The following is a 23,383-nucleotide window of genomic DNA, read 5'->3' as shown; positions in this document are numbered from 1 at the left end:
CGGGCGTCAGGCGCCGGTCGCTCACAGCCCCAGCACGCCGGGCAGCGCGCCAAGGATCGCGCGCGGCCCCTGCCCCAGCCCGCCGGCCGTGCGGCCCGGCGCGGCCGAGGGCTGCCACGAGTAGATGTCGAAATGCGCATAGCGCGGGCTGTCGGTCACGAAGCGGTTCAGGAAGAGCGCCGCTGTGATCGACCCGGCGAAGCCGCCCTTGGGCGCGTTGTCGAGATCGGCGATGCCGGGCTCGATCATGCTCTCGTAGGCGGGCCAGAGCGGCATCCGCCACAGCGGATCGGCCGCCGCCGTCCCGGCCTGCGCCAGCGCCGCCGCGAGCGGCTCGTCGTCGGTGTAGAAGGGCGCGAGGTCGGGGCCGACGGCGACCCGTGCGGCCCCGGTCAGGGTCGCCATCGAGACGATGAGATCCGGCCGTTCCTCATCGGCCAATGCCAGCGCATCGGCCAGCACCAGCCGCCCCTCGGCGTCGGTGTTGTTGATCTCGACCGTCAGCCCCTTGCGCGAGGTCAGGATGTCCTGCGGGCGGAAACTGTCGCCGGCGATGCTGTTCTCGACCGCCGGGATCAGCACGCGCAGCTGCAGCGGCAGCTTCAGCTCCATGATCGCCTGCGCGAGCCCAAGCACGTTGGCCGCGCCGCCCATGTCCTTCTTCATCAGGCCCATGGAGCTGCCCGGCTTGATGTTGAGCCCGCCGGTATCGAAGCACACGCCCTTGCCCACCAGCGTCAGTGTCGGCCCGCTGCTGCCCCAGCGCATGTCGATCAGGCGCGGCGCCCGGGTGCTGGCGCGGCCCACGGTGTGGATCATCGGAAACCCGGTCTCGAGCGCCTCGCCCGAGATCACCTCGATCTGCGCCTCGAAGGTGCCAGCCAGTGCGCGCGCCGCCTCCTCGAGCTCCTGCGGCCCCATGTCGGAGGCCGGCGTGTTCACGAGGTCGCGGGTCAGCGCCTCGGACCGGGCCAGCGCCTCAACGCGGGCGGCATCGACGCCCTCGGGCGCCACGAGATTGCGCGCGGACGGCGCCTCGCCCGCGTAGCGGGTGAAGGCATAGCCCGCGAAGAGCCAGCCCAGCGCCTCGACCTCGGCGTGCTCCGGCGGCAGGCCCGAGGCCACCTCGTAGGTGCCGGCGGCCAGTTTCGGAAGCGCCGCGGCCAGCACGAAGCGCGCGCGCCGGCGCGTCGCCGCGGTGCCGAAGCCGGCCAGCGCCGCGACGGGCTGCCCTTCGGCGCCGGGGATCATCAGCGCCTCGCCGATGCCGCCGGAAAAGCCGCTCGCGGTGACCCAGGCGCGGGTGGCCTCTGGGACCGAGGCAAGCCAGTCCTCCAGCCCGGATGCGTCGATCACGTGAAGCGGCAGGGCGTCGGCGCCGGCGGGCGCGAAAGCATAGGTCATTCCGGGAGATCCCTTGTCGTGTCAGGCAGCGCCCCGGACCCTAGCGGAGCGCGCGCCGCCCGCAAGCCCCCGGTCGCGCATGCCGACGTCAGACCGTGACATCCTGCAGGTCCCAGATGGCATAGAGCGACCGTTCGCCCAGCCGGGCGAGCCGCGCCAGCGTCGCGGCCAGCGCCACGGGATCGCCGTCCCGGGCGCATTGCACGACATCCTCGGCCACGCGGCGCAGCGCGCACATGCCGATCTGGTCGGCGATCGCCCCCAGCGCCCGGATGCAGCCGATCAGGCCGTCGTCATCGCCCGCGTCGTGAAACCTCTGCGCCTGACCGAGGCGAAAGGCCAGCTCCTCCATCGCGCGACAGACGACATCCTCGCCCTCCTTCGGGCCAAGGCGGGCATAGAGCGCCTCCAGGCGCTCGGGCTCCAGCCCGGCCGATTCGTCCGGCAACAACACAGCGACCTGATCCACCACACCCGTCCTTCACATTCCGACCCCACGGCTCGCCGACCTATAGGGGCAGCCTTCCCAAAACGTTAGAAACGCCGCATTTCCTCTCTCGAATTCCCGTCGAATTCAGCGTATCCCACGTTCTGACCCGCAACCGCGCGCCAGCAGACCGGAGGATGTGATGCACGCAGCCCGAGCGCTTCCCGCCTATCTCGTCCAGCGTTTCCACGGATGGAAAGCCACCAGCTACGCCGAGAACCACGCCTGGTATCGCCGCCTGGCCTCCGAGGGCCAGCACCCGCGAGCCATGGTGATCTCGTGCTGCGACTCCCGCGTGCACGTCACCTCGATCTTCGGCGCCGACACCGGCGAGTTCTTCATCCACCGCAACGTCGCGAACCTCGTGCCGCCCTACGAGCCCGACGGCGACCACCACGGCACCTCCGCCGCGCTGGAATTCGCCGTGACCTCGCTCAAGGTGGCGCATGTCATCGTGATGGGCCACTCGGGCTGCGGCGGCGTGAAGGGCTGTCTCGAGATGTGTTCGGGCCGCGCGCCCGAGCTCGAGGAGAAGTCGAGCTTCGTGGGCCGCTGGATGGACATCCTGCGCCCCGGCTACGAGCGCATCAAGGAGCGTCCCGACGCGGACCAGGCCCGCGCGCTGGAAAAGGAGGCGGTGCTCGTCTCGCTCGAGAACCTGATGAGCTTCCCCTTCGTGCGCCAGGCCGTGGAGTCCGAGGACCTGACCCTGCACGGTCTGTGGCACGAGATCGGCGCCGGCGCGCTGGAATGTTACGACCCGAAGAAGGGTGCCTTCGTCACCGTATGAATGGCGCCGCGCGGCGCCTCAGCGGTCAAGCTCGGCGCTGCAGCCGTCGTGGTTGAGGCGCAGCACCGGGCGACCCAGCCGCGCGGCAAGCTCGCGCAGCGGAACGCCCATGCTGGTGCCGGTGCAGAGCGCCGTGCCGGTCTCGCGGTCGAAGACCAGCATGCGCCCGAGCCGGAAGGTCACGCCGTAGCCGCGCCGGTCGAGCCGCTCGGCCAGGTCGCGCCAGCTGCGCGCCGCCTCGAAGATGGGTGTCAGGAACTGCCGCAACAGCGCGGCGGTCTCGCAGTCTGGCCCCGAGGGCACGGCCCCGGCGTCGGCACGGCCGGCGCGATCGGGCGTCACAAATCGCATCATCATCCTGCCTCCTGTTCGTCCATCCAGCCTGCGTGCGAATTGAGGCAGGATCTGGGCGGAGATGCATGTTGCACCTGACCTGTGACTCTGCGGCACCACGGAAAACAGGACGTTAATCCCACGCCCGCCCCCGGTCGGCCCTCCTTGAAAGCGCCGAAAACCGGGCCGGGCCAGATCTCACGGAACCGCAGACAGGTCGGCGCGGCTCAGGCGAAAAGCCCGAAGCTGCGCAGCAGACGCGACACCGGGCCGCGGACGGGACGCGCGTGCGGCGCGACGCGGCCGAGATCGCGCACGGCAAGGGCGACGATGCGCCGTCCGCGGGCGATGTCTGCGAGATCTATGGTCATGGCGGGGCTCCTGTCCTTCGTGAGGGCCGGTGCGGGGCGGGAAGTGGCCTCTCCCGGCGGAGTGCATCGACCATACCGCCGGGCCGGAACCGGTGCCATCGACGGGTCGGATACACCCCGCGTCCGTGCGCACAGCCCCCTTGCCCGAAAGGATAAGAAGCCGCCGGTGCCCCTGCACGAAAAGGCCGGCGAAGGCATCGCGCCTCCGCCGGCCAGTCATCGCGATGCCCGCAAGGGGCGCCCGAGCGATCAGCCCTTCTGCAGCGCCTTCTGGCCCAGCACCTCGGCGATCTGCACGGCGTTCAGCGCCGCGCCCTTGCGCAGGTTGTCCGAGACGCACCAGAAGTTCAGGCCGTTCTCGATGGTGCTGTCCTGGCGGATCCGGCTGATGAAGGTCGCGAAATCGCCCACGCATTCGACCGGCGTGACGTAGCCGCCGTCCTCGCGCTTGTCGACGACCACGATGCCCGGTGCCTCGCGCAGGATGTCGCGGGCCTCGTCCTCGTCGAGGAAGTCCTCGAACTCGATGTTGATCGCCTCGCCGTGGCCGACGAAGACCGGCACGCGCACGCAGGTCGCGGTGACCTTGATCGAGGGATCGACGATCTTCTTGGTCTCCGAGACCATTTTCCACTCTTCCTTGGTCGAGCCGTCATCCATGAAGACGTCGATGTGCGGAATGACGTTGAAGGCGATCTGCTTGGGGTACTTCTTCGGCGGCACCTCGTCGGTGGGGTTGTAGACCGCCTTGGTCTGGTCCCACAGCTCGTCCATGCCTTCCTTGCCCGAGCCCGACACCGACTGGTAGGTCGAGACCACGACGCGCTTGATCTTGGCGCGGTCGTGCAGCGGCTTGAGCGCCACCACCATCTGCGCGGTCGAGCAGTTGGGGTTCGCGATGATGTTCTTCTTGCTGTAGCCAAGCACCGCATCCGCGTTGACCTCGGGGACGATCAGCGGAACGTCCGGGTCGTAGCGGTAGAGCGAACTGTTGTCGATCACCACGCAGCCGGCGGCGGCCGCCTTCGGCGCGTACTGCTTGGTCGCATCCGAACCCACCGCGAAGAGCGCCATGTCCCAGCCGGTGAAATCGAAAGCGTCCAGATCCTGCGTCTTCAGGGTCTGGTCCCCGAAACTCACCTCGGTGCCCAGCGACCGGCGCGAGGCCAGCACCGCGAGCTCGTCGACGGGAAACTCCCGCTCGGCGAGGATGTTCAGCATTTCCCGGCCCACGTTCCCCGTGGCGCCGACGACAACGACCTTGTAGCCCATGTGGCTCTCCTTCGATTGCGCTTCGGCCCCGTCGCGCGCGGGGCTCTGGCTTGGCGGGCGTCTTACCGCATGCGGCGGCACTGCGAAAGGCCTCACGCCGGGCCGGGCCCGTCTGGCCGCCGGATGGGCGCCCCGGCCCCGTCGCCGCATCAAGCTGCGAAATGAGGCGCAAATCGGTGAAAACCCGCCAATTTTCGCAGGTGCAGAATTTCCATACTTGTCTATAGTTTACGCAGTCGCGTAGAGATCCGATGAATTTGATGACTCGTTAGGCAGTTGAACCCATCAGCAGGCTCCGGATGGCTGGCCTGCTCAATAAAGGGCCCCACCGTTTGAGACACTTTTTCAGGCAGCTACGTTCGCGAAGGACGAAATACATGTTCTACAAGATCGTAATGTCGCTGACGCGCCTGCAGAAGCAACTGGTGTTCATGGCTCTCGACGCGGCCATGATCGCCGTCGCGCTCGTCACGGCCCTCATCCTCAACGCGACGGTCCAGGCCGACAGGCCGACCGTTCTCAACCTCCTGCCGCTCATCGGGGCGCTGGTGGTGCTGGGCGGGATCACCTCCTGGCGCCTGGGCCTGCCCCAGATCAAGCTCAACTCCTACGAGACGCGCGGCATCACCCGCACCGCCTGGTTTGCGGGGATCAGCGGCGCCGCCGGCATGCTGCTGGACGGCATACTCTCGCCGCCGCTGCCTGTGGCGGTCTTCTTCATCTTCGCCCTGCTGCTGCTCTTCCTCTCGGCCTTCTGGCGCATCCTGCTGCGCCACGTGACCATCCAGGTCTATCGCAAGGGCCAGCACCGCATGCGCGTGCTGATCTACGGCGCCGGCAAGACCGGCCAGCAGCTGGTGGCGGCGCTACGGCAGGACGAGGCGATCGATCCCATCGCCTTCGTCGACGACAACCCGACCCTGCAAAGCACCGTCATCTCGGGCCTGAGGGTGCACGCGCCCTCGACGATCAAGGACCTGATCTCGGAAAAGGCCATCGACCGCGTGGTGCTGGCCATGCCCTCGATCAGCCAGCCGGAACTCGCCCGCATTGCCCACCGCCTGCGCAGCATCGGCTGCGAGGTGCACGCGCTGCCCTCCTTTGCCGAGCTCGTCGGCGAGGGCGAGCTCAAGAAGCGCGTCTCGCCGGTCTCGCTCGACGACCTGCTCGGCCGCGGGCGCCTGGAATCCGAGCTGCCGGGCGTCAGCCATGCCTACTCGGGGCGGCGCATCATGGTGACCGGCGCCGGTGGCTCCATCGGTTCCGAGCTCTGCCGCCAGATCATCGGCTGCAAGCCCGACTGCGTGGTGCTGGTCGACCACTCCGAGCTGAGCCTCTACAACATCGACAAGGAGCTGCGCGAGCTCTCCGAAGGCCTCAACATCGTGCCGGTTCTCGGTTCGGTCCTCGACCGCGAGCTGATGATGCGGGCGCTGGACGAGCACGACGTCGACGTCGTGCTGCACGCCGCCGCCTACAAGCACCTGCCGCTGGTCGAGTGCAACGTGCTCGCCGGCCTGCGCAACAACGTCATCGGCACCAAGGTGATCGCGGACGCCGCCCGCGACGCGGGCGTCGAGCGTTTCATCCTGGTCTCGTCCGACAAGGCGGTGCGCCCGACCAACGTCATGGGCGCCTCGAAGCGGCTGGCCGAGCTGCTGGTGCAGGACCTTGCCACCCGCACCAAGGGCACCCGCTTCTCGATGGTGCGCTTCGGCAACGTGCTGGGCTCCTCCGGGTCGGTGATCCCCCTCTTCGAGGAGCAGATCGCACGCGGCGGCCCGGTCACGCTCACCGACCCCAAGGTCACGCGCTACTTCATGACCATCTCCGAGGCCGCGCGCCTCGTGCTGCTCGCCGGCTCCTTCGCACGCGGCGGCGACGTCTTCGTGCTGGACATGGGCGACCCCGTGCCGATCAAGCGCCTTGCCCAGCAGATGATCGAGGGCGCGGGCTTCTCGGTGAAAAACAGCGACAACCCCAACGGCGACATCGAGATCTGCATCACAGGCCTGCGCAAGGGCGAGAAACTGCACGAGGAGCTGCTGATCTCCTCGGACATGCTGACCACGCCGCACCACAAGATCCTGCGCGCGCAGGAGGGCTACCTCTCGGAGATCGAGATCGCCACCGCGATCAAGGACCTGCGCGGCGCCATCTCGGCGCTCGACGAGGATCTCGCGCGGTCGGTCATCGCGCGCTGGGTCGAACGCGACGAGTCACTGGGCGAAGAGGCGCAGCGCGGCTGAGACGCGCTGCCGCCCGCCCGGGCGCTAGCGCCCGGGGATGTCGTCGCGCGGCGAAGCCGGCCCCCACTCCTCGATGATCGCCGCGGCCTCCTGCGCCGTCTCGACGAAGCGGAAGAGGTCGAGGTCCTCTGGGCTGATCGTGCCCGCCTCTTCCAGCGCCTCCCAGTTGATGATGCGCTCCCAGAACTCGCGGCCGAACAGCAGGAAGGGCACGCGGTTCATCCGTCCCGTCTGGATCAGCGTGAGCGACTCGAAAAGTTCGTCCAGCGTGCCGTAGCCGCCCGGGAAGACGCAGATCGCGCGGGCGCGCATCAGGAAGTGCATCTTGCGGATCGCGAAGTAGTGGAAGTTGAAGCACAGGTCCGGCGTCACGTATTCGTTCGGCGCCTGCTCGTGCGGCAGCACGATGTTCAGCCCGATCGAGATCCCGCCGGCCTCCTGCGCGCCGCGGTTGCCCGCCTCCATCACGCCGGGGCCGCCCCCGGTGGCAATGACGAACTCGCGGTTGCCCGAGGCGACCGATTTGCGCGTCATCTCCTGCGCAAAGATCCGGGCCTCCTCGTAGAAGCGCGACAGGTCCGCGAGCGTCGAGGTCCGCGCCCCCGCCTTCTCGGCCGGAGCCGGAATGCGTGCCCCACCGAACAGCACGACGGTCGAGTCCACCTCGCGCTCGTCCAGCAGCATCTGCGGCTTCAGCAGCTCGAGCTGCAGCCGCACCGGGCGCAGCTCGTCACGGCACATGAAGGCATCGTCGGCAAAGGCCAGCCGGTACGAGGGCGCGCGCGTCTGCGGCGTATCGGGGATGTGTTCCGCGGTCTCGCGGTCGCGTCCGGCGTCGCGGAAGATCGAATGGCGGTCGTCGTTCATATGGCGGCGGTCCTTGTGCTGCACCCATCCTGACTATAGCGTCCGGCGGCGTCACGCCAGCAGGGGAGTGCGGGATGGACTGGAAAGCGGCGATCAGCGCGGCCGGCGACCGGATTTCCGGCCACGTCCAGCGCACCCCGGTCATGGAGAGCGCGACGCTTTGGGACGCGCCCGTCGCGCTCAAGCTCGAACAGCTCCAGCACACCGGCAGCTTCAAGGCCCGCGGCGCCTTCAACACGCTCCTGTCGCAACAGGTGCCCGAGGCCGGCGTCGTGGCCGCGAGCGGCGGCAACCACGGCGCGGCGGTGGCCTTTGCCGCCCGCGCGCTTGGTTATCCCGCTCAGATCTTCGTGCCCGCCATGGCCGGGCCCTCCAAGATCGCGCTGATCGAGCGCACCGGCGCCGCGCTCACCGTGGTCGAGGGCGAATACGCAAACGCGCTCGAGGCTGCGCGCGAGCACGAGGCGCGCACCGGCGCCATGCAGGTCCACGCCTACGACGCCGAAGGCACCGTCGCCGGACAGGGCACCTGCACGGCCGAGTGGGAGGCCCAGGGCCTGCAGGCCGACACCGTGCTGATCGCCGTGGGCGGCGGCGGTCTCATCGCGGGCGCGCTCGGCTGGCTGCAGGGCGCCCGCAAGGTCGTCGCGGTCGAGCCCGAAACCGCCTGCGCGCTCAACGCCGCGCTGGAGGCCGGCACGCCGGTCGATGTCGAGGTCTCGGGCGTGGCCGCCAATGCGCTCGGCGCGCGGCGGATCGGCTCCATCTGCCTCGAGCTCGCGCAGGCGCACCTGGGCGACAGCACCCTCGTCACCGACGAGGCCATCACCGAGGCGCAGGTGGCGCTCTGGCAGGCGCACCGGCTGCTCGTGGAGCCGGCCGGCGCCTGCGCGCTGGCCGCGCTGCGCTCGGGCGCCTATGTCCCGGCGCCGGGCGAGCGTGTCGCGGTGCTGGTCTGCGGCGGCAACATCGCCCCCGACCCCTTCATCCGCGACACGCGCTGAGCCGTCAGGCGAAGCGCCCCGAGCGTTCCAGCACCTCGATCTCGTAGCCATCCGGGTCGGCCACGAAGAAGAACCGCGCCACCAGCTCGCCGCCCGGCGCGAACTCGACCAGCTTGCGCGGCTTCAGCCCCTCCGCTTCGAACCGTGCGTGTTCAGCCGCGAGGTCCTCGACCGAGACGGCGAAGTGGCCGTAGCCGTCGCCCAGGTCGTAGGGCTCGGTCCGGCCCTTGTTCACGGTCAGCTCGAGCTCGAAGTCCGACTCCGCGTTGCTCAGGTAGACCAGCGTGAAATCGTCGAAGTCGAGCCGGTCGGCCACCTCGAGCCCAAAGGCGCGGCGGTAGAACTCGACCGAGCGCGTCTCGTCGAGAACGCGGATCATGCTGTGGATGGCCTTTGCCATGTCTCTCTCCGTCCTGGTGATACGTTTCGCGCAGGGCTAGCACCGGCGGCGACCGGCCTCCAGCCCGCGCCGCGCGCTCACGCATTGTCGCCATGCGTCGCTGCGGCTATAGGGCGGGAAACCGAACGAGGAGAGACCCCATGTCCGACAACGCACAGCTCGAAGCCGCCATCGAAGCCGCCTGGGAGGCGCGCGACACCATCACCCCCGCCACCGGCGGCGAGACCCGCGAGGCCATCGAGGCCACGCTCGAGGCGCTCGACAGCGGCCAGCTCCGCGTCGCCGAGAAGCCCGAGGGCGGCGACTGGGTGGTCAACCAATGGGCCAAAAAGGCCGTGCTGCTGGGCTTCCGCATCAAGGACATGGAGATGCACGACAACGGCCCGCAGGGCGGCGGCTGGTGGGACAAGGTCGACAGCAAGTTCAAGGGCTGGGGCGATGACCGCTGGAAGGACGCGGGCTTCCGCGCCGTGCCCAACTGCGTCGTCCGCAAATCCGCCTACATCGCGCCCGGCGTGGTGCTGATGCCCTCCTTCGTGAACCTCGGCGCCTACGTCGACAGCGGCACCATGGTCGACACCTGGGCGACCGTCGGCTCCTGCGCGCAGATCGGCAAGGGCGTGCACCTCTCGGGCGGCGTCGGCATCGGCGGCGTGCTCGAGCCGCTGCAGGCCGACCCGGTCATCATCGAGGACAACGCCTTCATCGGCGCCCGCTCCGAGGTGGTCGAGGGCGTCCGCGTCCGCGAGGGCGCCGTGCTGGGCATGGGCGTCTTTCTCGGCCAGTCGACCAAGATCGTCGACCGCGAGACCGGCGAGATCTTCATGGGCGAAGTGCCGCCCTACTCGGTCGTCGTCTCGGGCTCAATGCCCTCGACGGGCGGCGTGAACCTCTACTGCGCGGTCATCGTCAAGCGCGTCGACGAAAAGACCCGCTCCAAGGTCGGCATCAACGAGCTGCTGCGCGACTGATCGCGGCCCACATCGAACGCACCATCACGACGCGGCCCCGGCGGGGCCGCGTTTTTCGTTGGCGGCGCTCCGCCCGCCGCCATCCGATCGGGAACAAAACCCTGCCGCGGCGCGATTGTATGACAGCACACGACACAAGGAGTTTCCACGACATGGCAGGACTTGGCTGGCTCGGCGCCATCATCATCGGCGCAATCGCAGGCTGGATCGCCGAAAAGATCATGAAGGCGGACATGGGCCTTCTGCTGAACATCGTCCTCGGCATCGTCGGCGCCATCGGCATGAACGCGATCCTCATGGCGGTGATCGGCGCCACCTGGGCCGGCTGGCTGGGCCAGCTCGTGGTCGGCGCGATCGGCGCCTGTATCCTGATCGCCATCGTCCGCGCCGTGAAGCGCTGACGCGCGACCGGCAACAGGACAGCACAACGGGGGCCGTCCGCAAAAGCGACGGCCCCCTTTCATTTTCCCCCGAGGCCGCATGATTTCCGACCTATCCCTTCCGCTTCTCCTGACAGTCTTCGCCGTCGCCGCGGCGATCGTCGTGATCGCCTCCGTGCGCGCCACGCATCTCGCCGACATCATCGCCGACCGCACCTCGCTGGGCGAGGCCATGGCCGGCGGCGTCCTGCTGGGCGGCGCGACCTCGCTCGCGGGGGTCGTGGTCTCGGTCAACGCGGCCGCATCCGGTGACGCCAGCTTCGCGGTCTCGAACGCCGTCGGCGGCATCGCCGCGCAGACGCTCTTCCTGGCCATCGCGGACCTTCTGCACCGCAAGGCCAACCTCGAACACGCGGCGGCCGAACCCGCCAACCTCTTCCAGGCGGTGCTGCTGCTCATGCTGCTCAGCCTGCCCATCGCCGCCTTCGCCGGGCCGGACATCGCCTATTTCGGCGTGCACCCCGTCTCGGTGGTGCTGTTCCTGGCCTACCTCGCAGGGGTCAAGCTCTCGTCGACGGTCAGCGAGCAGCCCATGTGGCAGCCCGTCGAAACGCGCGAGACGCGCCACGACGAACCCGAGGACGACGCCGAACCGCACAAGTCCGCGCGCCGTCCCGCGATGATCTTCGTCGTGCTGGTGGCGATCATGGGCGTCTGCGGCTGGGTCATCAGCCAGGTCGGCGGCAGCTTCATCGAACGCTTCGACCTCGCCTCCAGCCTGGTCGGCGCGCTCATCACCGCGGTGGTGACCTCGCTGCCGGAACTGGTGACGACGCTGGTGGCGGTGCGGCGCGGCGCGCTGCAGCTCGCCGTGGGCGGCATCATCGGCGGCAACACCTTCGACACGCTCTTCCTCGTGTTCTCCGACGTCGCCTACCGCGACGGCTCGATCTACAACGCGGTCGGGCCGAACGATCTCTACTGGCTCGCCACGGGCATGCTGATGACCGCGATCCTGCTGGCCGGGCTGATCCTCCGCCAGCGCGAGGGGCCGGGCCGCATCGGCATCGAGAGCACGCTGATGATGGCGGTCTATGCCATCGCGGTCGTGGTCGAGGTCTTTGCGCGCGGCGGCGCTTGACAGCGTCGCCCGCCTCGCCCATCCCCCGCGCAACGCACAGGGGGCCGGGCAGATGGCGAAGAAAGAGTCGAAACAGCAGGTCTACACCCTCCTGGTGGAGGTCGGCCGCCGGTCCGGCGACGGCCTGCCCGAGGGCGCGACCGGCGCCGCGCTGATGTGCTACGCCTCCGGCGTCGATGAGGCCGAGGCCGTGCGCGAGACGGTGGCGATCCTCAAGCAGGCCGAGATGGCCCCCCTCGACGTGACCGGCTACGGCACCGAGGACGAGCGCCGCCGGCAGGGCCACGAGATCGGCGAGGACGAGCAGGAGCTCATGGCCCGCGCCCTGGCCGAGAACGCGGTCATCGTGGCGCAGGTCTCGCCCTTCTTCGGCGACGAGGACGACGGCGACGACGCCTGAGCACGCTCAGGCGGCCCGCGCCTCGGCAAGCGCCACGGCCTCGAAGGGGCGCAGCACCTGCAGCCCGGCGCGGCAATGCTCGGGCATGAGTCCCGACGAGCACCCCTCCAGCAGCGTCGCCGTCTGCCGCGCCCGGTCCCGCCGCAGCCGCCCGACGTAGAGGCTCTCCAGCGCCACCCCCGCCGCGACGAAGGCCTCGTGCCCCGGCAGCACCAGCTGCGCGTAGCGCACCGTCAGCGGCCCTTCCTCGTAGTCGGCGGCGAAGCCCTGCACGAGGCTCGCCGCGGGCACCAGCACAGCCGCGCGGCCGAAGGTGTATTCCACGTCGCTCCCGCCCACGACCAGCGCCTGCCCCGGCGCGACCACGAGGTCGCGCTGCAGCCCGAACCACGGCGCCCGCAGCCGCACCGGCCGGAACGATCCCAGCGCGGGCACCTCGCGCTCGACCCGGTGCAGCACGGGCACCACGCCGCTGCCCTGCGTGTGCACCGTATCGCCGCAGCGCAGATCCGCCAGCGCGCGCGGCCCAAGAGGCGTCGAAACCGGTGCATCGCCGCAGACCGATGGCATGGGCCCCACAGGCTCCACCGCGTCCGAGACGGCGATGAAGGCCAGCTCCGGGTCCGCGCGGGTCGGGCCGGGACGATGCATCATGGCGCGGATGTCTCCCAGCACCAGCGGCGGCGGCGGCGGCGTCTCGCGGAGGGCAAAGCGCTCGCTGCCCGGCCGCTCCAGCACCAGCCGCCCCCAGCGGCGCGGCGACTCCCAGCTGAAGGTCAGCCGCAGCAGGTCCGTCCGCGCGTCGCACGGACACTCCAGCAGCGTGTGAAAGGTCTCGCCATCCTGGTCGATGACCAGCACGATGTTGCCGCCCGGCATCGCCTGGATCGACAGCCCGCCGGGCCAGGGGTGACGCCGACCGTGGCTCAGCAGGGTCTGCGGGCGGTCCCCGCCCGCCAGCCGCGTCTCGATCACCAGCGAGCCGCGCGGCATCAGCGCCTCGTCGCCCGCACCCTCGAAGAACGCGGGATCGGTCCAGCGCCGACCATCGCCCGCGATGGCTATCCAGCTCATGCGCCGGCCCCGGCGACCGCGCGTGCCGTGGACGACTGGCAAGCCCTGCTCATGGCCTGTGCGTTCCCCTGCTCTGCCGGCGATGCCGCGCGGGGTTGGCCCCGCTGCCCGGCGCATCCGCCGTCTTCCCCAATGTTATCCACAACCTAGCACCCCCGCAGCCCCGCGTTAAGCGTCTCCGCGCCGCCGCGTCGTTTTCGTGGCATTTGCGCCCGCCGCGACGACGCGCTAGCCATGCGCAAAACCGATCCGGAGCACCGCATGAGCACCCCGACCGATCCCGTCAAACTGACCGCCGATCTTATCCGCTGCCCCTCGGTCACGCCCGAGGAAGGCGGCGCGCTGGTCCTGTTGCAGGGCCTCCTCGAAGAGGCCGGCTTCACCTGCACCCGGGTCGATCGCGGCGGCATCGCCAATCTCTACGCCCGCTGGGGCGACAAGGGCCACGAGCGCACCTTCGGCTTCAACGGGCATACCGACGTCGTCCCCGTGGGCGACGAAGCCGCCTGGACCATGCCCCCCTTCGGCGCCGAGGAACACGACGGCGTGCTCTACGGGCGCGGCGCCACCGACATGAAGTCCGCCGTGGCCGCCTTTGCCGCCGCCGCCATCGACTTCGTCCGCGACACGCCCCCCGACGGCGCCATCGTGCTGGCCATCACCGGCGACGAGGAAGGCGACGCGCAGGACGGCACCCTTGCGCTGCTCGACTGGATGTACGAGAGCGGAGAGCAGCTGACCGACTGCCTCGTGGGCGAGCCCACCTGCCCCGAGACCATGGGCGAGATGATCAAGATCGGTCGCCGCGGCTCGATGAGCGCCTGGTTCACCGTCACCGGCAAGCAGGGCCATTCCGCCTACCCGCACCGCGCAACCAACCCCCTGCACGCCATGGCACGCCTGATGGACGGCATCGCCAGCCGCGAGCTCGACAAGGGGACCGAGCATTTCGACCCCTCGACCCTCGCCGTCGTGAACATCGACACCGGAAACCCGGCGACCAACGTGATCCCCGCGCAGACGCGCGCGACCGTCAACATCCGCTTCAACGACTGCCACACCGGCAACACGCTCTCCGACTGGTTGCGTGCCGAGGCCGCGCATGTCGACGAAGGCTACGGCACCACGACCGAGGTGAAGATCAAGATCTCCGGCGAGGCCTTCCTCACGCCGCCGGGGCCGCTTTCGGACCTCGTGGCCGCGGCCGTCGAGGCCGAGACCGGCGTCACGCCCGAGCTGTCGACAACGGGCGGCACCTCGGACGCGCGCTTCGTCAAGGATCACTGCCCGGTGGTGGAATTCGGCCTCGTGGGCCGGACCATGCACCAGGTCGACGAATGCGTCCCGGTGGAGCAGATCCGCCAGCTCAAGGCCGTCTACGCCCGTATCCTCGCGGAGTATTTCGCCTGACCCGAAAAAATTCGACGATCATCTGAAACTCCTCCCCCCGGGCATTCGTGACTGCGGGCATCCAGGGCGCCTGGCGCCGAATGCCGAAGGGGAGGACTCATGGCACATCTCGGAAATTCCTTCACGTCGTACGAGACGTTCCTCAACCGCAGCGACATCGACGCGGTCTACACCGTCGACCTCGCGGCGCTGAACAGCTCCGGCACGACGGGCGACGCCCTGATCGCCGTCAACACCGAAGAGGACGGCTCGCGCTACATCAACGTGCTGGTGGTGGCCGACGGCCTCGTCGCGAACCAGGCCCACCCGATGCACATCCACGGCACCTTCGACTCCGAGGGCAACCCGACCGACGCGCAGACGCCCGATCTCTTCAGCGACGCCGACGGCGACGGCGTGGTCGAGGTGCTCGAGGGCGTGCCGAACTACGGCGACGTGCTCCTGCCGCTCGCGATGGACGGCGACACGCCGATGAGCGACGAGGCCGGCCAGCTCGTCTACATCAACAACTTCGACCTCGACGACGCGAGCAACTTCTTCAGCCCGGTGACCGGCGGCGACTACAGCGCGGCCGACATCATGCCGCTGGAGCTGCGCGAGATCGTCATCCACGGCATGGACGTGCCCGCGGGCCTCGGCGCCGGAACGGGCGGCGAGGTCGACGGCACCCAGGACGGCTACGTGCCGATCCTGCCCGCAGCCGCCGGCGAGATCGAGATGATCTCGACCACCCAGGCGCTCGACATCATCGAGGACCTGCGCGACGCGGCCTCGGCCAACGTCCAGCTGGGCGCGATGGACGACATGTATTCGGCCGGCCCCGGTGACGACACCGTCATGGGCGGCGAGGGCAACGACCACCTGATGGGCGGCGCCGACAACGACGAGCTGTCCGGCGAGGCCGGCATGGACACGCTCGAGGGCGGCGGCGGCGCCGACATGCTCATGGGCGGCGAAGGCATCGACTGGGCCAGCTACGCCGGCGCCGAAAGCCGCGTGCGCATCGACATGACCGGCGCGGTGCAGGGCATCGGCGACGGGCTTGGCGACACGCTGACGGGCATCGAGAACGTCGAGGGCTCGCGCTGGGCCGACGCGCTCTGGGGCGACACCGCCGACAACATGCTCACCGGCGGACTGCGCTCCGACCGGGTCTACGGCCGTGACGGCGACGACACGCTCGACGGCGGCACCGGCAACGACGCGATCTACGGCAACGGCGGCGCAGACCTGATGATGGGCGGCACGGGCATGGACCGCTTCATCTTCTTCGGTGAAAGCGACAGCACGCCCGAGGCGGCCGACCGCATCGACGACTTCGCGGCGAACGAGCGCATCGAGATCAGCCGCATCGACGCCGACGTGAACATGGCCGGCAACCAGACCCTCAGCTGGATCGACGACGCCGCGTTCAGCGGCACGGCGGGCGAGCTGCGGGCCTCGATGATGGACGGCGACACCGTCCTGCAGGCTGATACCGACGGCGACGGCATGGCCGACTTCGAGGTCATGCTGACCGGAAACATCGACCTCGGGCCGGACAACTTCCTGCTCTGAGGTCATTCGGAACAGGCCTCGCTCCGGCCACCGGGGCGGGGCCTGCGGGTGGCGATGAGGTTGTGTTCGTGAACCTGTGCCGAAAGGTGGGCCGGTTGCCTCTCCGAACTGCCGGCTCGCCTGATGGTGCGGGCCTTTGGTTTCATCGTCACCCGTTCAGTGCCGCCGCCTGCCGCTCCCGTGGGCGGCGGCACGTATCTTTCCCGACCGCCCCCCGATGCCCGCTCCAGAATCGCCATGACGATGCACCATGCGCGTGCTAGGTCTCGCCGCATGACACAGGTGCCCACCAAATCGGACATCCTCGACTGGATCGCCGAGAACCCGACCCTCACCTCGAAGCGCGACATCGCCAAGGCCTTCGGCATCAAGGGCGCCGCGCGGATCGACCTCAAGCGCGTGCTCAAGGAGCTCGAGCACGAGGGCCATCTCGAGAAGCGCAAGAAGACCTACCGCGATCCCGACCGCCTGCCGCCGGTCACCGTGCTTCAGGTCAAGGCACCGGACGACAACGGCGACATCTTCGCCCAGCCGCTCGAGTGGCACGGCGAGGGTGTCGAGCCCACCGTGCTGGTGGTGCCCCGCGCCACCGACCCCGCGCTCGGCGAAGGCGACCGCATCCTCGCCAAGCTGCAGGTCGTGCACGAGGCCGATCACAACTACGAGGCGCGGCTCATTCGCCGCATCGGGGCCAGCCCGCGCAAGGTGGTGGGCATCTTCCGCAAGGGCACCGAGGGCGGCCGCATCGTGCCCATCGACAAGGGCGCCGACAAGGAATGGATGGTCTCTCCCGACGCCACCGGCGGCGCCAGGGAGGGCGAGCTGGTCGAGGCCGAGCAGGCCGGCCCGCGCGGCCGCATGGGGCTGCCCCGCGCGCGCATCGTGCTGCGCCTGGGCGACCCGTCCGAGCCCAAGGCCGTCTCGCTCATCGCCATCCACCAGCACGGCATCCCCGACGACTTCCCGCCCGACGTCCTGGAAGAGGCCGACGCGATGAAGCCCGCGGGCCTAAGCGGCCGCACAGACCTGCGCGACATGCCGCTGGTGACGATCGACCCCTCCGACGCCCGCGACCACGACGACGCCGTCTTCGCCGAGCCCGACGACGACCCCAAGAACGAGGGCGGGCACGTCCTCTGGGTCGCCATCGCCGACGTGGCGCATTACGTCACGCCCGGCTCGGCCATCGACCGCGAGGCGCGCAAGCGCGGCAACTCCAGCTACTTCCCCGACCGCGTGGTGCCGATGCTCCCCGACCGGCTCTCGGGCGATCTCTGCTCGCTGCACGAGGGCGTGCCACGCGCCTGCCTCGCAGTGCGCATGGTGATCGATGCCGAGGGCAACAAGCTGGGCCAGAAGTTCTACCGCGGCCTCATGCGCTCGCCCGCCTCGCTGACCTACGCCGAGGTGCAGGCCGCCATGGACGGCACACCCAACGACCGCACCGAAGACCTGCTCGATCCCGTCATTCGCCCGCTCTACGACGCCTACGCGGCGCTCAAGGCCGCGCGCGAACGGCGCCAGCCTCTCGACCTCGACCTGCCCGAGCGCAAGGTCGTGCTGGGCGAGGACGGCAAGGTGCAGTCGATCAACTTCGCCGACCGGCTCGACGCGCACCGCCTGATCGAGGAGTTCATGATCCTCGCCAACGTCGCCGCCGCCGAGACGCTGGTGGCCAGGAAGACCCCCCTGCTCTTCCGCGTCCACGAGGAGCCGCCGGACGACAAGCTCGACAGCCTGCGCGAGACCGCCGACGCGGCGGGGCTGACGCTGGCCAAGGGGCAGGTGCTCAAGACCGCGCATCTCAACAAGCTGCTGCACGATGCCGCCGGCTCGGACGAGGCCGAGCTCATCAACATGGCGACGCTGCGCTCGATGACGCAGGCCTACTATGCCCCGGCCAACTTCGGCCACTTCGGCCTCGCGCTGCAGAACTACGCGCATTTCACCTCGCCGATCCGGCGCTATTCCGACCTCATCGTGCACCGCGCGCTCATCACCGCGCATGGCTGGGGCAAGGACGGGCTGTCCCAGCACGAGATCGAGACGCTCGAGACCACGGCGCAGCACATCTCCGACACCGAGCGCCGCTCGATGATGGCCGAGCGCGACACCACCGACCGCTACCTCGCCGCCTACCTCAGCGACCGCGTCGGCGCCGAGTTCACGGGCCGCATCAGCGGCATCGCCCGCTTCGGCGTCTTCGTGAAACTCGACGAGACCGGCGCCGACGGGCTGGTGCCGATCAGCACGCTCGGGAACGAGTTCTTCCACTTCGACCGCGACGCCGGCACGCTCATGGGCGCCGACACCGGCACCGTCGTGGGCCTCGGCCAGCGGGTGCGGGTCAAGCTCGTGGACGCGTCGCCGATCACCGGCGGCATCGGGCTGGAGATCCTGGAACTCGAGGATGCCGAGATGCCGCGCGGGCGCGGCTCGACCCGCCCGGGACGCGGCCGCGGCAAGGGCAGGCCCAAGGGCCCGCCCCGCCGGAAAGAGGCCAAGGCCCGCAAGAAGGACGCAAAGACCAAGCGCAAGGTCAGCCGCAAGCGCAGCACCGCCCGGCGCTGATCCGCCGCTCGCGCGGCGGGATTTCGCGTCACCGCCGCGCAAAGACTTCGCAGGGCACGGGCTTCGCGCTACATCTGGGACAAAGACGTCTCGTGAGCAGGAGACCGCCCGTGCAACGCATCGCCAGCCTCGCCGCCATCGCCGTCGCGGCCGTGACCGCCGGCGCGACCCTCGCGCAGGGCACCGCCCCCGCGGCGCCGGGGGCGCGGCCGCCCGGCCCCGCCACCGAGAACACCCGCCTCCCGCCGCAGGCCTCGCCCCGCCCCGAGCAGCGCCCCGAGACGCTCGCCTCGGCCGAAAAGGCCGTGGCCGAACGCGATGCCAGCGCCGCGGACTTCCGGCGCTGGGTCGAGGATTTCCGCCCCCGCGCGCTGGCGCAGGGGATCGACGCGCGCATCTTCGACCGCGCCTTCGAGGGCGTCAGCTACGATCCGGCGGTGATCCGCCGCGACCGCAGCCAGAACGAATTCACCAAGACCGTCTGGGTCTACCTCGACAGCGCCGTCTCGGACGCCCGCGTCGCCGCCGGGCGCGAGGCCCACGAGGAAAACCGCGCCCTGCTCGACGAGATCGAGGCGCGCTACGATGTCGACAAGCGCGTGCTGCTGGCGATCTGGGGACTGGAAAGCGCCTACGGCACCTTCCGCGGCTCCGAACGCGTCATACGGTCGCTGGCGACCCTCGCCTACGACACCCGCCGCGCCGACTTCTTCGAGGGCCAGCTGCTGGACGCGCTGCACATCCTGCAGAACGGCCACACCACGCCCGCGCAGATGCGCGGCTCCTGGGCCGGGGCAATGGGGCACACGCAGTTCATGCCCTCGTCCTTCCGCGAGCTGGCGGTCGACTGGGACGGCGACGGCAAGCGCGACATCTGGTCGGACGATCCCGCCGACGCGCTGGCCTCGGCGGCGAATTACCTGCAGGAAAACGGCTGGCAGCACGGCCTGCCCTGGGGCGTCGAGGTCACCCTGCCCGAGGATTTCGACTACACCCTCGCCGCACGCGAGATCACCAAGATGCCCTCGGACTGGGCCGGTCTGGGCGTCACCGCCACCGATGGCTCGCCCGTCCCCGACCACGGACCGGCCTCGGTCCTGCTGCCCGGCGGGCATCGCGGCGCGGCCTTCCTGATCTTCGACAACTTCGAGGTGATCGAGAGCTACAACACCGCCGACGCCTACGTCATCGGCGTGGGCCACCTTGGCGACCGCATCATGGGCGGCCCGCCGGTCCAACACGACTGGCCGCGCGAGGACCGGGCGCTGACGCTGGAGGAACGGCTGGAGCTTCAGCGCCGCCTGCGCGAAGCGGGTTTCGACCCGGAAAAGATCGACGGCCGCATCGGGCCGCTGACGATCAACGCGGTGCGCGACTATCAGCAGTCGGAGGGCATGGTGCCCGACGGCTACCCCTCGCTGCAGGTGCTCGAGGCGCTGCGCTCCTAGGCTGCCGCCCTAGTCGGTGGCCGGGCAATCGCCCTGCATGCAGGCCGTCAGCTGCGCCTCCATCGCGGGCGTGGGGTCCGGCCAGACCCGCCCAGGGCAGGCGCCGACGATCATCGTGTAGCCCGGCGGCTCGTGCTTGAGAAAGGCAAGATGCGCGCCCGGCCGGACCGAGCCGCACCACGGGCCGGCGCAGGTCAGCCGCAGGGTGATCTCGCGGTCGAAGGGGATCGTGAAGCCCTCGCCGGACAGCGCCATCCCCTCCATCCGCGCGGCGATCTCGCCCCCGCCGGTCTCCGTCACGGTCTCGCCCGGGGCAGGCGGCAGGTCGGCGGGATCGAAGCGCAGCGCGCCCGAGACGACGATCCACTCGGCCGGGTCGGCCGCGGCTTCCTCGAAGTCGCGCACCAGGTCGGGCCTCATGCAGGAGAGCGCCAGCGCGGGCTGCGCCACGGCCAGCGTCAGCAGGACGGCAGTCGCCAGCCGCCTCACAGCCGGTCTTCGAACGCGCTGAGAACCCGCTCGTAGACGGCCCGCTTGAAGGGCACGATCTGCGTCACGACCTTTTCCGGCGCCAGCCAGCGCCAGGACGAGAACTCGGGGTGATCCGTGCGGATGTTCACCTGCTCGTCGCTGCCGTGGAAGCGCAGCAGGAACCACTTCTGCTCCTGCCCCTTGTAGCGGCCCTTCCAGATGTGCGGCACGATGTGGTGCGGCAGGTCGTAGGGAATCCACTCGTCGGTCTCGGCCTCGACCGTCACCAGGTCCGAGGGCACGCCGGTCTCTTCCCAGAGCTCGCGCAGGGCGGCCTCGCGCGGGGCCTCGCCCTCGTCCACGCCGCCCTGCGGCATCTGCCAGGCCGGCTGGTCGCTGTCGATCCGCTGGCCGACAAAGACCTCGCCGGTCTCGTTGACCAGCATCACGCCCACGCAGGGACGATAGGGCAGCCGTGCGATGTCGTCGGGTGTCATGTCGCAGCCTTCTCCGCGAAAAGGGAGCGGGCGGGGAAATCCCCGCCCGCCTGTCCGTCACTCGTTGTCGGGGCCAAGGGCCGAAAGGCCCTTGAGAATGTCGATGGCATAGGCCAGCTGGTAATCCTCCTCGCGGAGCGCCGCGGCCTGCTCGGCATTCTCGCGGTCCTCCTCGATCTGGCGGATTTCCTCCTCGGTCAGGCTGTCGTTGTCCAGCCGTCCGCGCAGGTCTGCCTCGGAGCGGTTGAGGATGGTGCTCTCGTCCTCGTCCTCCTCGTTCTGGCCGGGACGCGGCTGCTCCACCACGATGTCGGGCGACACGCCCAGCGCCTGGATCGAACGGCCCGAGGGCGTGTAGTAGCGCGCCGTGGTCAGGCGCATGGCGCCGTCGCCCCGCAGCGGCATCACCGTCTGGACCGAGCCCTTGCCGAAGCTCTTGGTGCCCACCACGATGGCGCGGCGGTGATCCTGCAGCGCCCCCGCGACGATCTCCGAGGCAGAGGCCGAGCCGCCGTTGATCAGCACGACCACCGGCTTGCCCTCTGCAAGGTCGCCCGGCGTCGCGTTGTAGCGGTCGCCCTGCTGCGGGTCCCGCCCGCGCGTCGAGACGATCTCGCCCTTCTCGAGGAAGGCGTCCGAGACCTTGATCGCCTGCGTCAGCAGCCCGCCCGGGTTGTTGCGCAGGTCCAGCACGAAGCCGTTGACGTTGTCGATGCCGCCCGCGTCCTCGACCCGCTCGGCCAGCCCCTCCGAGAGGTTCGGAAAGGTCTGGTCGTTGAAGGTGGTGACGCGCAGCACCACGGTCTCGCCCTCGGTGCGGGTGCGCACGGCGGTCAGCGTGATCGTGTCGCGGATGATCGAGACGTCGAAGGGCTCTTCCTCGCCCTCGCGGACCACGGTGATGACGATCTCCGAGCCCACCGGCCCGCGCATGAGATCCACCGCCTCGTCCAGCGTCAGGCCCAGCACCGACTCGCCGTCGACATGGGTAATGTAGTCGCCGGCCTCGATGCCCGACTCGTCGGCGGGCGTGCCGTCGATCGGCGAGACGACCTTCACGAAGCCGTCTTCCTGCGTGACCTCGATCCCGAGGCCGCCGAATTCGCCCCGCGTCTGCACGCGCATGTCGGCCGCGTCGTCGGGCGAAAGGTAACTCGAATGCGGATCGAGCGAGGTCAGCATGCCGTTGATCGCCGCCTCGATCAGCTCGCCCTCGTCGACTTCCTCGACGTACTGGGCGCGCACCCGCTCGAAGATGTCCCCGAAGAGATCGAGCTGCTCGTAGACGCTGCTCGACCGCGAATTCTCCTGCGCAAGAAGCGGGCCGACGAATTGCGTCGTCGCCAGGACCCCGGCGATCGTGCCGCCCGCGGCGGCCATCAGAAACTTGTTCATGCCCATGTCATCCCTTGTCGCTTGTGAACCACGAGAGTGGGTCCACCGGTGCATCGCCCTGCCTGACCTCTACATAGAGCGTCTCCGTGCGTCCAGCGCCAGCCCCTTCACCAGATGGTGACGCATCGCCACCCTGCCCGCCCATGAGACCAACCGGCGCACCTTCGGGCAGAACCTCGCCGGCGGTGGCATAAACCGTGTCGAGCCCCGCCAGCACGAAGAGCAGGTCCGGCTGCGGCTCGAGGATCGTCACCAGACCGTAGTCCAGCAGCGGGCCGGAGTAGCGCACCGTCGCCGCCGTGGGCGTGGTGACCAGCGCATGCGGGCGCGTCGCCACCACGATGCCGGGGCGCTGCACGCCCGCGGCGTCGGCCTCCTGCGCGCGGCGCAGGACCTGGCCCTGCACCGGCAGCGGCAAGGCGCCCTTGCGGTCGTTCACCGGCGGCAGCGGGTTGGTGCGCGGCTCGCCCTCGGCGATCTCGGACAGCCCGCTGGCAAAGCCTTCCAGCGTCTCGGTCGAGGCGATCAGGATCGCGGTCTTCACCGGGTCCTCGGTGAAGCGGCGCGGCAGATCGGTGCGGTCCGAGACAGCCTGGCTCAGGTCGGTGCGGGCCTCCTGGACGCCGCGCAGCCCTTCTTCCAGCGTGTCCGCCGCGCTCTCCTGCAGCGCCCGCAGCGCCGTCATCTCCTCGAGCTCGGCCCGCAGCTCGCGCGCCCGCGCCTCCAGCGCCGGCGTCACCGAGGCCAGCAGCATCCCCGAGCGCGCGGTGCCCACCGGCCCCGCCGGGTGCAGCATCGCCTCGGGCGCCGCCGCGCCGAGGAGGCGGGGCTTGCCGACAAGTGCGAGTTCCGGCTGATGGACTACCGCCTGCTGGAGGAGCGTTTCGACCG

At 69.7% G+C, this 23,383-nt stretch carries 23 protein-coding genes; 11 read left to right on the top strand and 12 right to left on the bottom strand.

The window, feature by feature from the left end; genetic code table 11:
- Positions 1-21: 21 nt before the first annotated feature.
- The gene (locus tag SALMUC_RS15885; protein WP_020043168.1) at positions 22-1,404 is read right to left on the bottom strand and encodes a leucyl aminopeptidase family protein; all 1,383 of its coding nucleotides are present in this window, start codon (positions 1,402-1,404) and stop codon (positions 22-24) included.
- An 88-nt stretch (positions 1,405-1,492) separates the two neighbouring features.
- Entirely contained in the window at positions 1,493-1,873 is a 381-nt protein-coding gene (locus SALMUC_RS15880; RefSeq protein WP_198014606.1) for a hypothetical protein, read from the bottom strand.
- 160 nt (positions 1,874-2,033) lie between these two features.
- Between SALMUC_RS15880 and SALMUC_RS15875 the strand changes: the two genes are divergently transcribed.
- Positions 2,034-2,681 carry a carbonic anhydrase gene (locus tag SALMUC_RS15875; RefSeq protein WP_020043170.1) on the top strand — a complete coding sequence of 216 codons (648 nt, stop codon included), beginning with the start codon at positions 2,034-2,036 and terminating at the stop codon, positions 2,679-2,681.
- An 18-nt stretch (positions 2,682-2,699) separates the two neighbouring features.
- Here SALMUC_RS15875 and SALMUC_RS15870 read toward each other — a convergent pair whose 3' ends face one another.
- The 3 genes from SALMUC_RS15870 to SALMUC_RS15865 all read right to left on the bottom strand — a co-directional run bounded on the left by SALMUC_RS15870 (position 2,700) and on the right by SALMUC_RS15865 (position 4,657).
- Positions 2,700-3,038, bottom strand: coding sequence for a hypothetical protein (locus SALMUC_RS15870; RefSeq protein ID WP_020043171.1), 339 nt, complete (start codon positions 3,036-3,038; stop codon positions 2,700-2,702).
- Positions 3,039-3,241: 203 nt separating this feature from the next.
- Entirely contained in the window at positions 3,242-3,385 is a 144-nt protein-coding gene (locus SALMUC_RS29945) for a hypothetical protein (RefSeq protein WP_020043172.1), read from the bottom strand.
- A gap of 249 nt (positions 3,386-3,634) precedes the next feature.
- A complete protein-coding gene (locus SALMUC_RS15865) occupies positions 3,635-4,657 on the bottom strand; it encodes an aspartate-semialdehyde dehydrogenase (protein WP_020043173.1) in 1,023 nt (340 codons plus the stop codon).
- A 377-nt stretch (positions 4,658-5,034) separates the two neighbouring features.
- Here SALMUC_RS15865 and SALMUC_RS15860 point away from each other — a divergent pair, with 377 nt between their 5' ends.
- Positions 5,035-6,906 (top strand): polysaccharide biosynthesis protein, encoded by a 1,872-nt coding sequence (locus SALMUC_RS15860; RefSeq protein WP_020043174.1) that lies wholly within the window; start codon positions 5,035-5,037, stop codon positions 6,904-6,906.
- 24 nt (positions 6,907-6,930) lie between these two features.
- Here SALMUC_RS15860 and SALMUC_RS15855 read toward each other — a convergent pair whose 3' ends face one another.
- Positions 6,931-7,773, bottom strand: a complete 843-nt coding sequence (locus SALMUC_RS15855) for an LOG family protein (RefSeq protein WP_020043175.1) — start codon at positions 7,771-7,773, stop codon at positions 6,931-6,933.
- 74 nt (positions 7,774-7,847) lie between these two features.
- On the opposite strand from SALMUC_RS15855, the gene SALMUC_RS15850 reads away from it, so the two are divergent.
- Positions 7,848-8,777 carry a threonine/serine dehydratase gene (locus tag SALMUC_RS15850; RefSeq protein ID WP_020043176.1) on the top strand — a complete coding sequence of 310 codons (930 nt, stop codon included), beginning with the start codon at positions 7,848-7,850 and terminating at the stop codon, positions 8,775-8,777.
- Positions 8,778-8,781: 4 nt separating this feature from the next.
- Here the strand turns inward: SALMUC_RS15850 and SALMUC_RS15845 are convergent, their stop codons facing one another.
- The gene (locus SALMUC_RS15845; protein ID WP_020043177.1) at positions 8,782-9,177 is read right to left on the bottom strand and encodes a VOC family protein; all 396 of its coding nucleotides are present in this window, start codon (positions 9,175-9,177) and stop codon (positions 8,782-8,784) included.
- 140 nt (positions 9,178-9,317) lie between these two features.
- Between SALMUC_RS15845 and dapD the strand changes: the two genes are divergently transcribed.
- The 4 genes from dapD to SALMUC_RS15825 all read left to right on the top strand — a co-directional run bounded on the left by dapD (position 9,318) and on the right by SALMUC_RS15825 (position 12,069).
- The gene (dapD, locus tag SALMUC_RS15840) at positions 9,318-10,148 is read left to right on the top strand and encodes a 2,3,4,5-tetrahydropyridine-2,6-dicarboxylate N-succinyltransferase (RefSeq protein ID WP_020043178.1); all 831 of its coding nucleotides are present in this window, start codon (positions 9,318-9,320) and stop codon (positions 10,146-10,148) included.
- A 152-nt stretch (positions 10,149-10,300) separates the two neighbouring features.
- Positions 10,301-10,549 (top strand): GlsB/YeaQ/YmgE family stress response membrane protein, encoded by a 249-nt coding sequence (locus SALMUC_RS15835; RefSeq protein WP_020043179.1) that lies wholly within the window; start codon positions 10,301-10,303, stop codon positions 10,547-10,549.
- A 79-nt stretch (positions 10,550-10,628) separates the two neighbouring features.
- A complete protein-coding gene (locus tag SALMUC_RS15830) occupies positions 10,629-11,669 on the top strand; it encodes a sodium:calcium antiporter (protein ID WP_020043180.1) in 1,041 nt (346 codons plus the stop codon).
- Positions 11,670-11,721: 52 nt separating this feature from the next.
- Positions 11,722-12,069: a hypothetical protein gene (locus SALMUC_RS15825; protein WP_021120506.1), complete on the top strand. Its 348-nt coding sequence runs from the start codon at positions 11,722-11,724 to the stop codon at positions 12,067-12,069.
- A 6-nt stretch (positions 12,070-12,075) separates the two neighbouring features.
- Here SALMUC_RS15825 and SALMUC_RS15820 read toward each other — a convergent pair whose 3' ends face one another.
- Entirely contained in the window at positions 12,076-13,143 is a 1,068-nt protein-coding gene (locus tag SALMUC_RS15820; RefSeq protein ID WP_020043182.1) for a Hint domain-containing protein, read from the bottom strand.
- A gap of 261 nt (positions 13,144-13,404) precedes the next feature.
- Between SALMUC_RS15820 and dapE the strand changes: the two genes are divergently transcribed.
- The 4 genes from dapE (at position 13,405) to SALMUC_RS15800 (ending at position 20,129) form a co-directional block, all read left to right on the top strand.
- Entirely contained in the window at positions 13,405-14,553 is a 1,149-nt protein-coding gene (gene dapE, locus SALMUC_RS15815) for a succinyl-diaminopimelate desuccinylase (protein WP_037372111.1), read from the top strand.
- Between the two features lie 99 nt (positions 14,554-14,652).
- On the top strand, positions 14,653-16,110 hold the full coding sequence (locus SALMUC_RS28300; RefSeq protein WP_020043184.1) for a calcium-binding protein: 1,458 nt from the start codon (positions 14,653-14,655) through the stop codon (positions 16,108-16,110).
- A gap of 273 nt (positions 16,111-16,383) precedes the next feature.
- Positions 16,384-18,681 (top strand): ribonuclease R, encoded by a 2,298-nt coding sequence (gene rnr, locus SALMUC_RS15805; protein ID WP_020043185.1) that lies wholly within the window; start codon positions 16,384-16,386, stop codon positions 18,679-18,681.
- Positions 18,682-18,791: 110 nt separating this feature from the next.
- The gene (locus SALMUC_RS15800; RefSeq protein WP_020043186.1) at positions 18,792-20,129 is read left to right on the top strand and encodes a lytic murein transglycosylase; all 1,338 of its coding nucleotides are present in this window, start codon (positions 18,792-18,794) and stop codon (positions 20,127-20,129) included.
- A 9-nt stretch (positions 20,130-20,138) separates the two neighbouring features.
- On the opposite strand, the gene SALMUC_RS15795 is transcribed toward SALMUC_RS15800, so the two are convergent.
- The 4 genes from SALMUC_RS15795 to SALMUC_RS15780 form a co-directional block, all read right to left on the bottom strand.
- Entirely contained in the window at positions 20,139-20,618 is a 480-nt protein-coding gene (locus SALMUC_RS15795; protein WP_020043187.1) for a hypothetical protein, read from the bottom strand.
- On the bottom strand, positions 20,615-21,097 hold the full coding sequence (locus SALMUC_RS15790) for an RNA pyrophosphohydrolase (protein ID WP_020043188.1): 483 nt from the start codon (positions 21,095-21,097) through the stop codon (positions 20,615-20,617). Before SALMUC_RS15790 ends, SALMUC_RS15795 begins: the two co-directional genes overlap by 4 nt.
- 57 nt (positions 21,098-21,154) lie before the next feature.
- Positions 21,155-22,492, bottom strand: a complete 1,338-nt coding sequence (locus tag SALMUC_RS15785; protein WP_037372104.1) for a S41 family peptidase — start codon at positions 22,490-22,492, stop codon at positions 21,155-21,157.
- A 7-nt stretch (positions 22,493-22,499) separates the two neighbouring features.
- Positions 22,500-23,383, bottom strand: an 884-nt coding sequence (locus tag SALMUC_RS15780; RefSeq protein ID WP_084514009.1) for a murein hydrolase activator EnvC family protein, incomplete at its 5' end; no start/stop codon positions are given.

This window comes from Salipiger mucosus DSM 16094, from assembly GCF_000442255.1.
Lineage (GTDB): Bacteria > Pseudomonadota > Alphaproteobacteria > Rhodobacterales > Rhodobacteraceae > Salipiger > Salipiger mucosus.
The sequence above is the reverse complement of the archived record's forward strand: the minus strand, read 5'-3'. Positions and strand labels throughout refer to the sequence as shown.

Coding starts and splice junctions, on each gene's coding strand:
- SALMUC_RS15885 (WP_020043168.1), bottom strand. CDS start 1,404: ATGACCTATGCTTTCGCGCCCGCCGGCGCCGACGCCCTGCCGCTTCAC.
- SALMUC_RS15875 (WP_020043170.1), top strand. CDS start 2,034: ATGCACGCAGCCCGAGCGCTTCCCGCCTATCTCGTCCAGCGTTTCCAC.
- SALMUC_RS15870 (WP_020043171.1), bottom strand. CDS start 3,038: ATGATGATGCGATTTGTGACGCCCGATCGCGCCGGCCGTGCCGACGCC.
- SALMUC_RS29945 (WP_020043172.1), bottom strand. CDS start 3,385: ATGACCATAGATCTCGCAGACATCGCCCGCGGACGGCGCATCGTCGCC.
- SALMUC_RS15865 (WP_020043173.1), bottom strand. CDS start 4,657: ATGGGCTACAAGGTCGTTGTCGTCGGCGCCACGGGGAACGTGGGCCGG.
- SALMUC_RS15860 (WP_020043174.1), top strand. CDS start 5,035: ATGTTCTACAAGATCGTAATGTCGCTGACGCGCCTGCAGAAGCAACTG.
- SALMUC_RS15855 (WP_020043175.1), bottom strand. CDS start 7,773: ATGAACGACGACCGCCATTCGATCTTCCGCGACGCCGGACGCGACCGC.
- SALMUC_RS15850 (WP_020043176.1), top strand. CDS start 7,848: ATGGACTGGAAAGCGGCGATCAGCGCGGCCGGCGACCGGATTTCCGGC.
- SALMUC_RS15845 (WP_020043177.1), bottom strand. CDS start 9,177: ATGGCAAAGGCCATCCACAGCATGATCCGCGTTCTCGACGAGACGCGC.
- dapD (WP_020043178.1), top strand. CDS start 9,318: ATGTCCGACAACGCACAGCTCGAAGCCGCCATCGAAGCCGCCTGGGAG.
- SALMUC_RS15835 (WP_020043179.1), top strand. CDS start 10,301: ATGGCAGGACTTGGCTGGCTCGGCGCCATCATCATCGGCGCAATCGCA.
- SALMUC_RS15830 (WP_020043180.1), top strand. CDS start 10,629: ATGATTTCCGACCTATCCCTTCCGCTTCTCCTGACAGTCTTCGCCGTC.
- SALMUC_RS15825 (WP_021120506.1), top strand. CDS start 11,722: ATGGCGAAGAAAGAGTCGAAACAGCAGGTCTACACCCTCCTGGTGGAG.
- SALMUC_RS15820 (WP_020043182.1), bottom strand. CDS start 13,143: ATGAGCTGGATAGCCATCGCGGGCGATGGTCGGCGCTGGACCGATCCC.
- dapE (WP_037372111.1), top strand. CDS start 13,405: ATGAGCACCCCGACCGATCCCGTCAAACTGACCGCCGATCTTATCCGC.
- SALMUC_RS28300 (WP_020043184.1), top strand. CDS start 14,653: ATGGCACATCTCGGAAATTCCTTCACGTCGTACGAGACGTTCCTCAAC.
- rnr (WP_020043185.1), top strand. CDS start 16,384: ATGACACAGGTGCCCACCAAATCGGACATCCTCGACTGGATCGCCGAG.
- SALMUC_RS15790 (WP_020043188.1), bottom strand. CDS start 21,097: ATGACACCCGACGACATCGCACGGCTGCCCTATCGTCCCTGCGTGGGC.
- SALMUC_RS15785 (WP_037372104.1), bottom strand. CDS start 22,492: ATGAACAAGTTTCTGATGGCCGCCGCGGGCGGCACGATCGCCGGGGTC.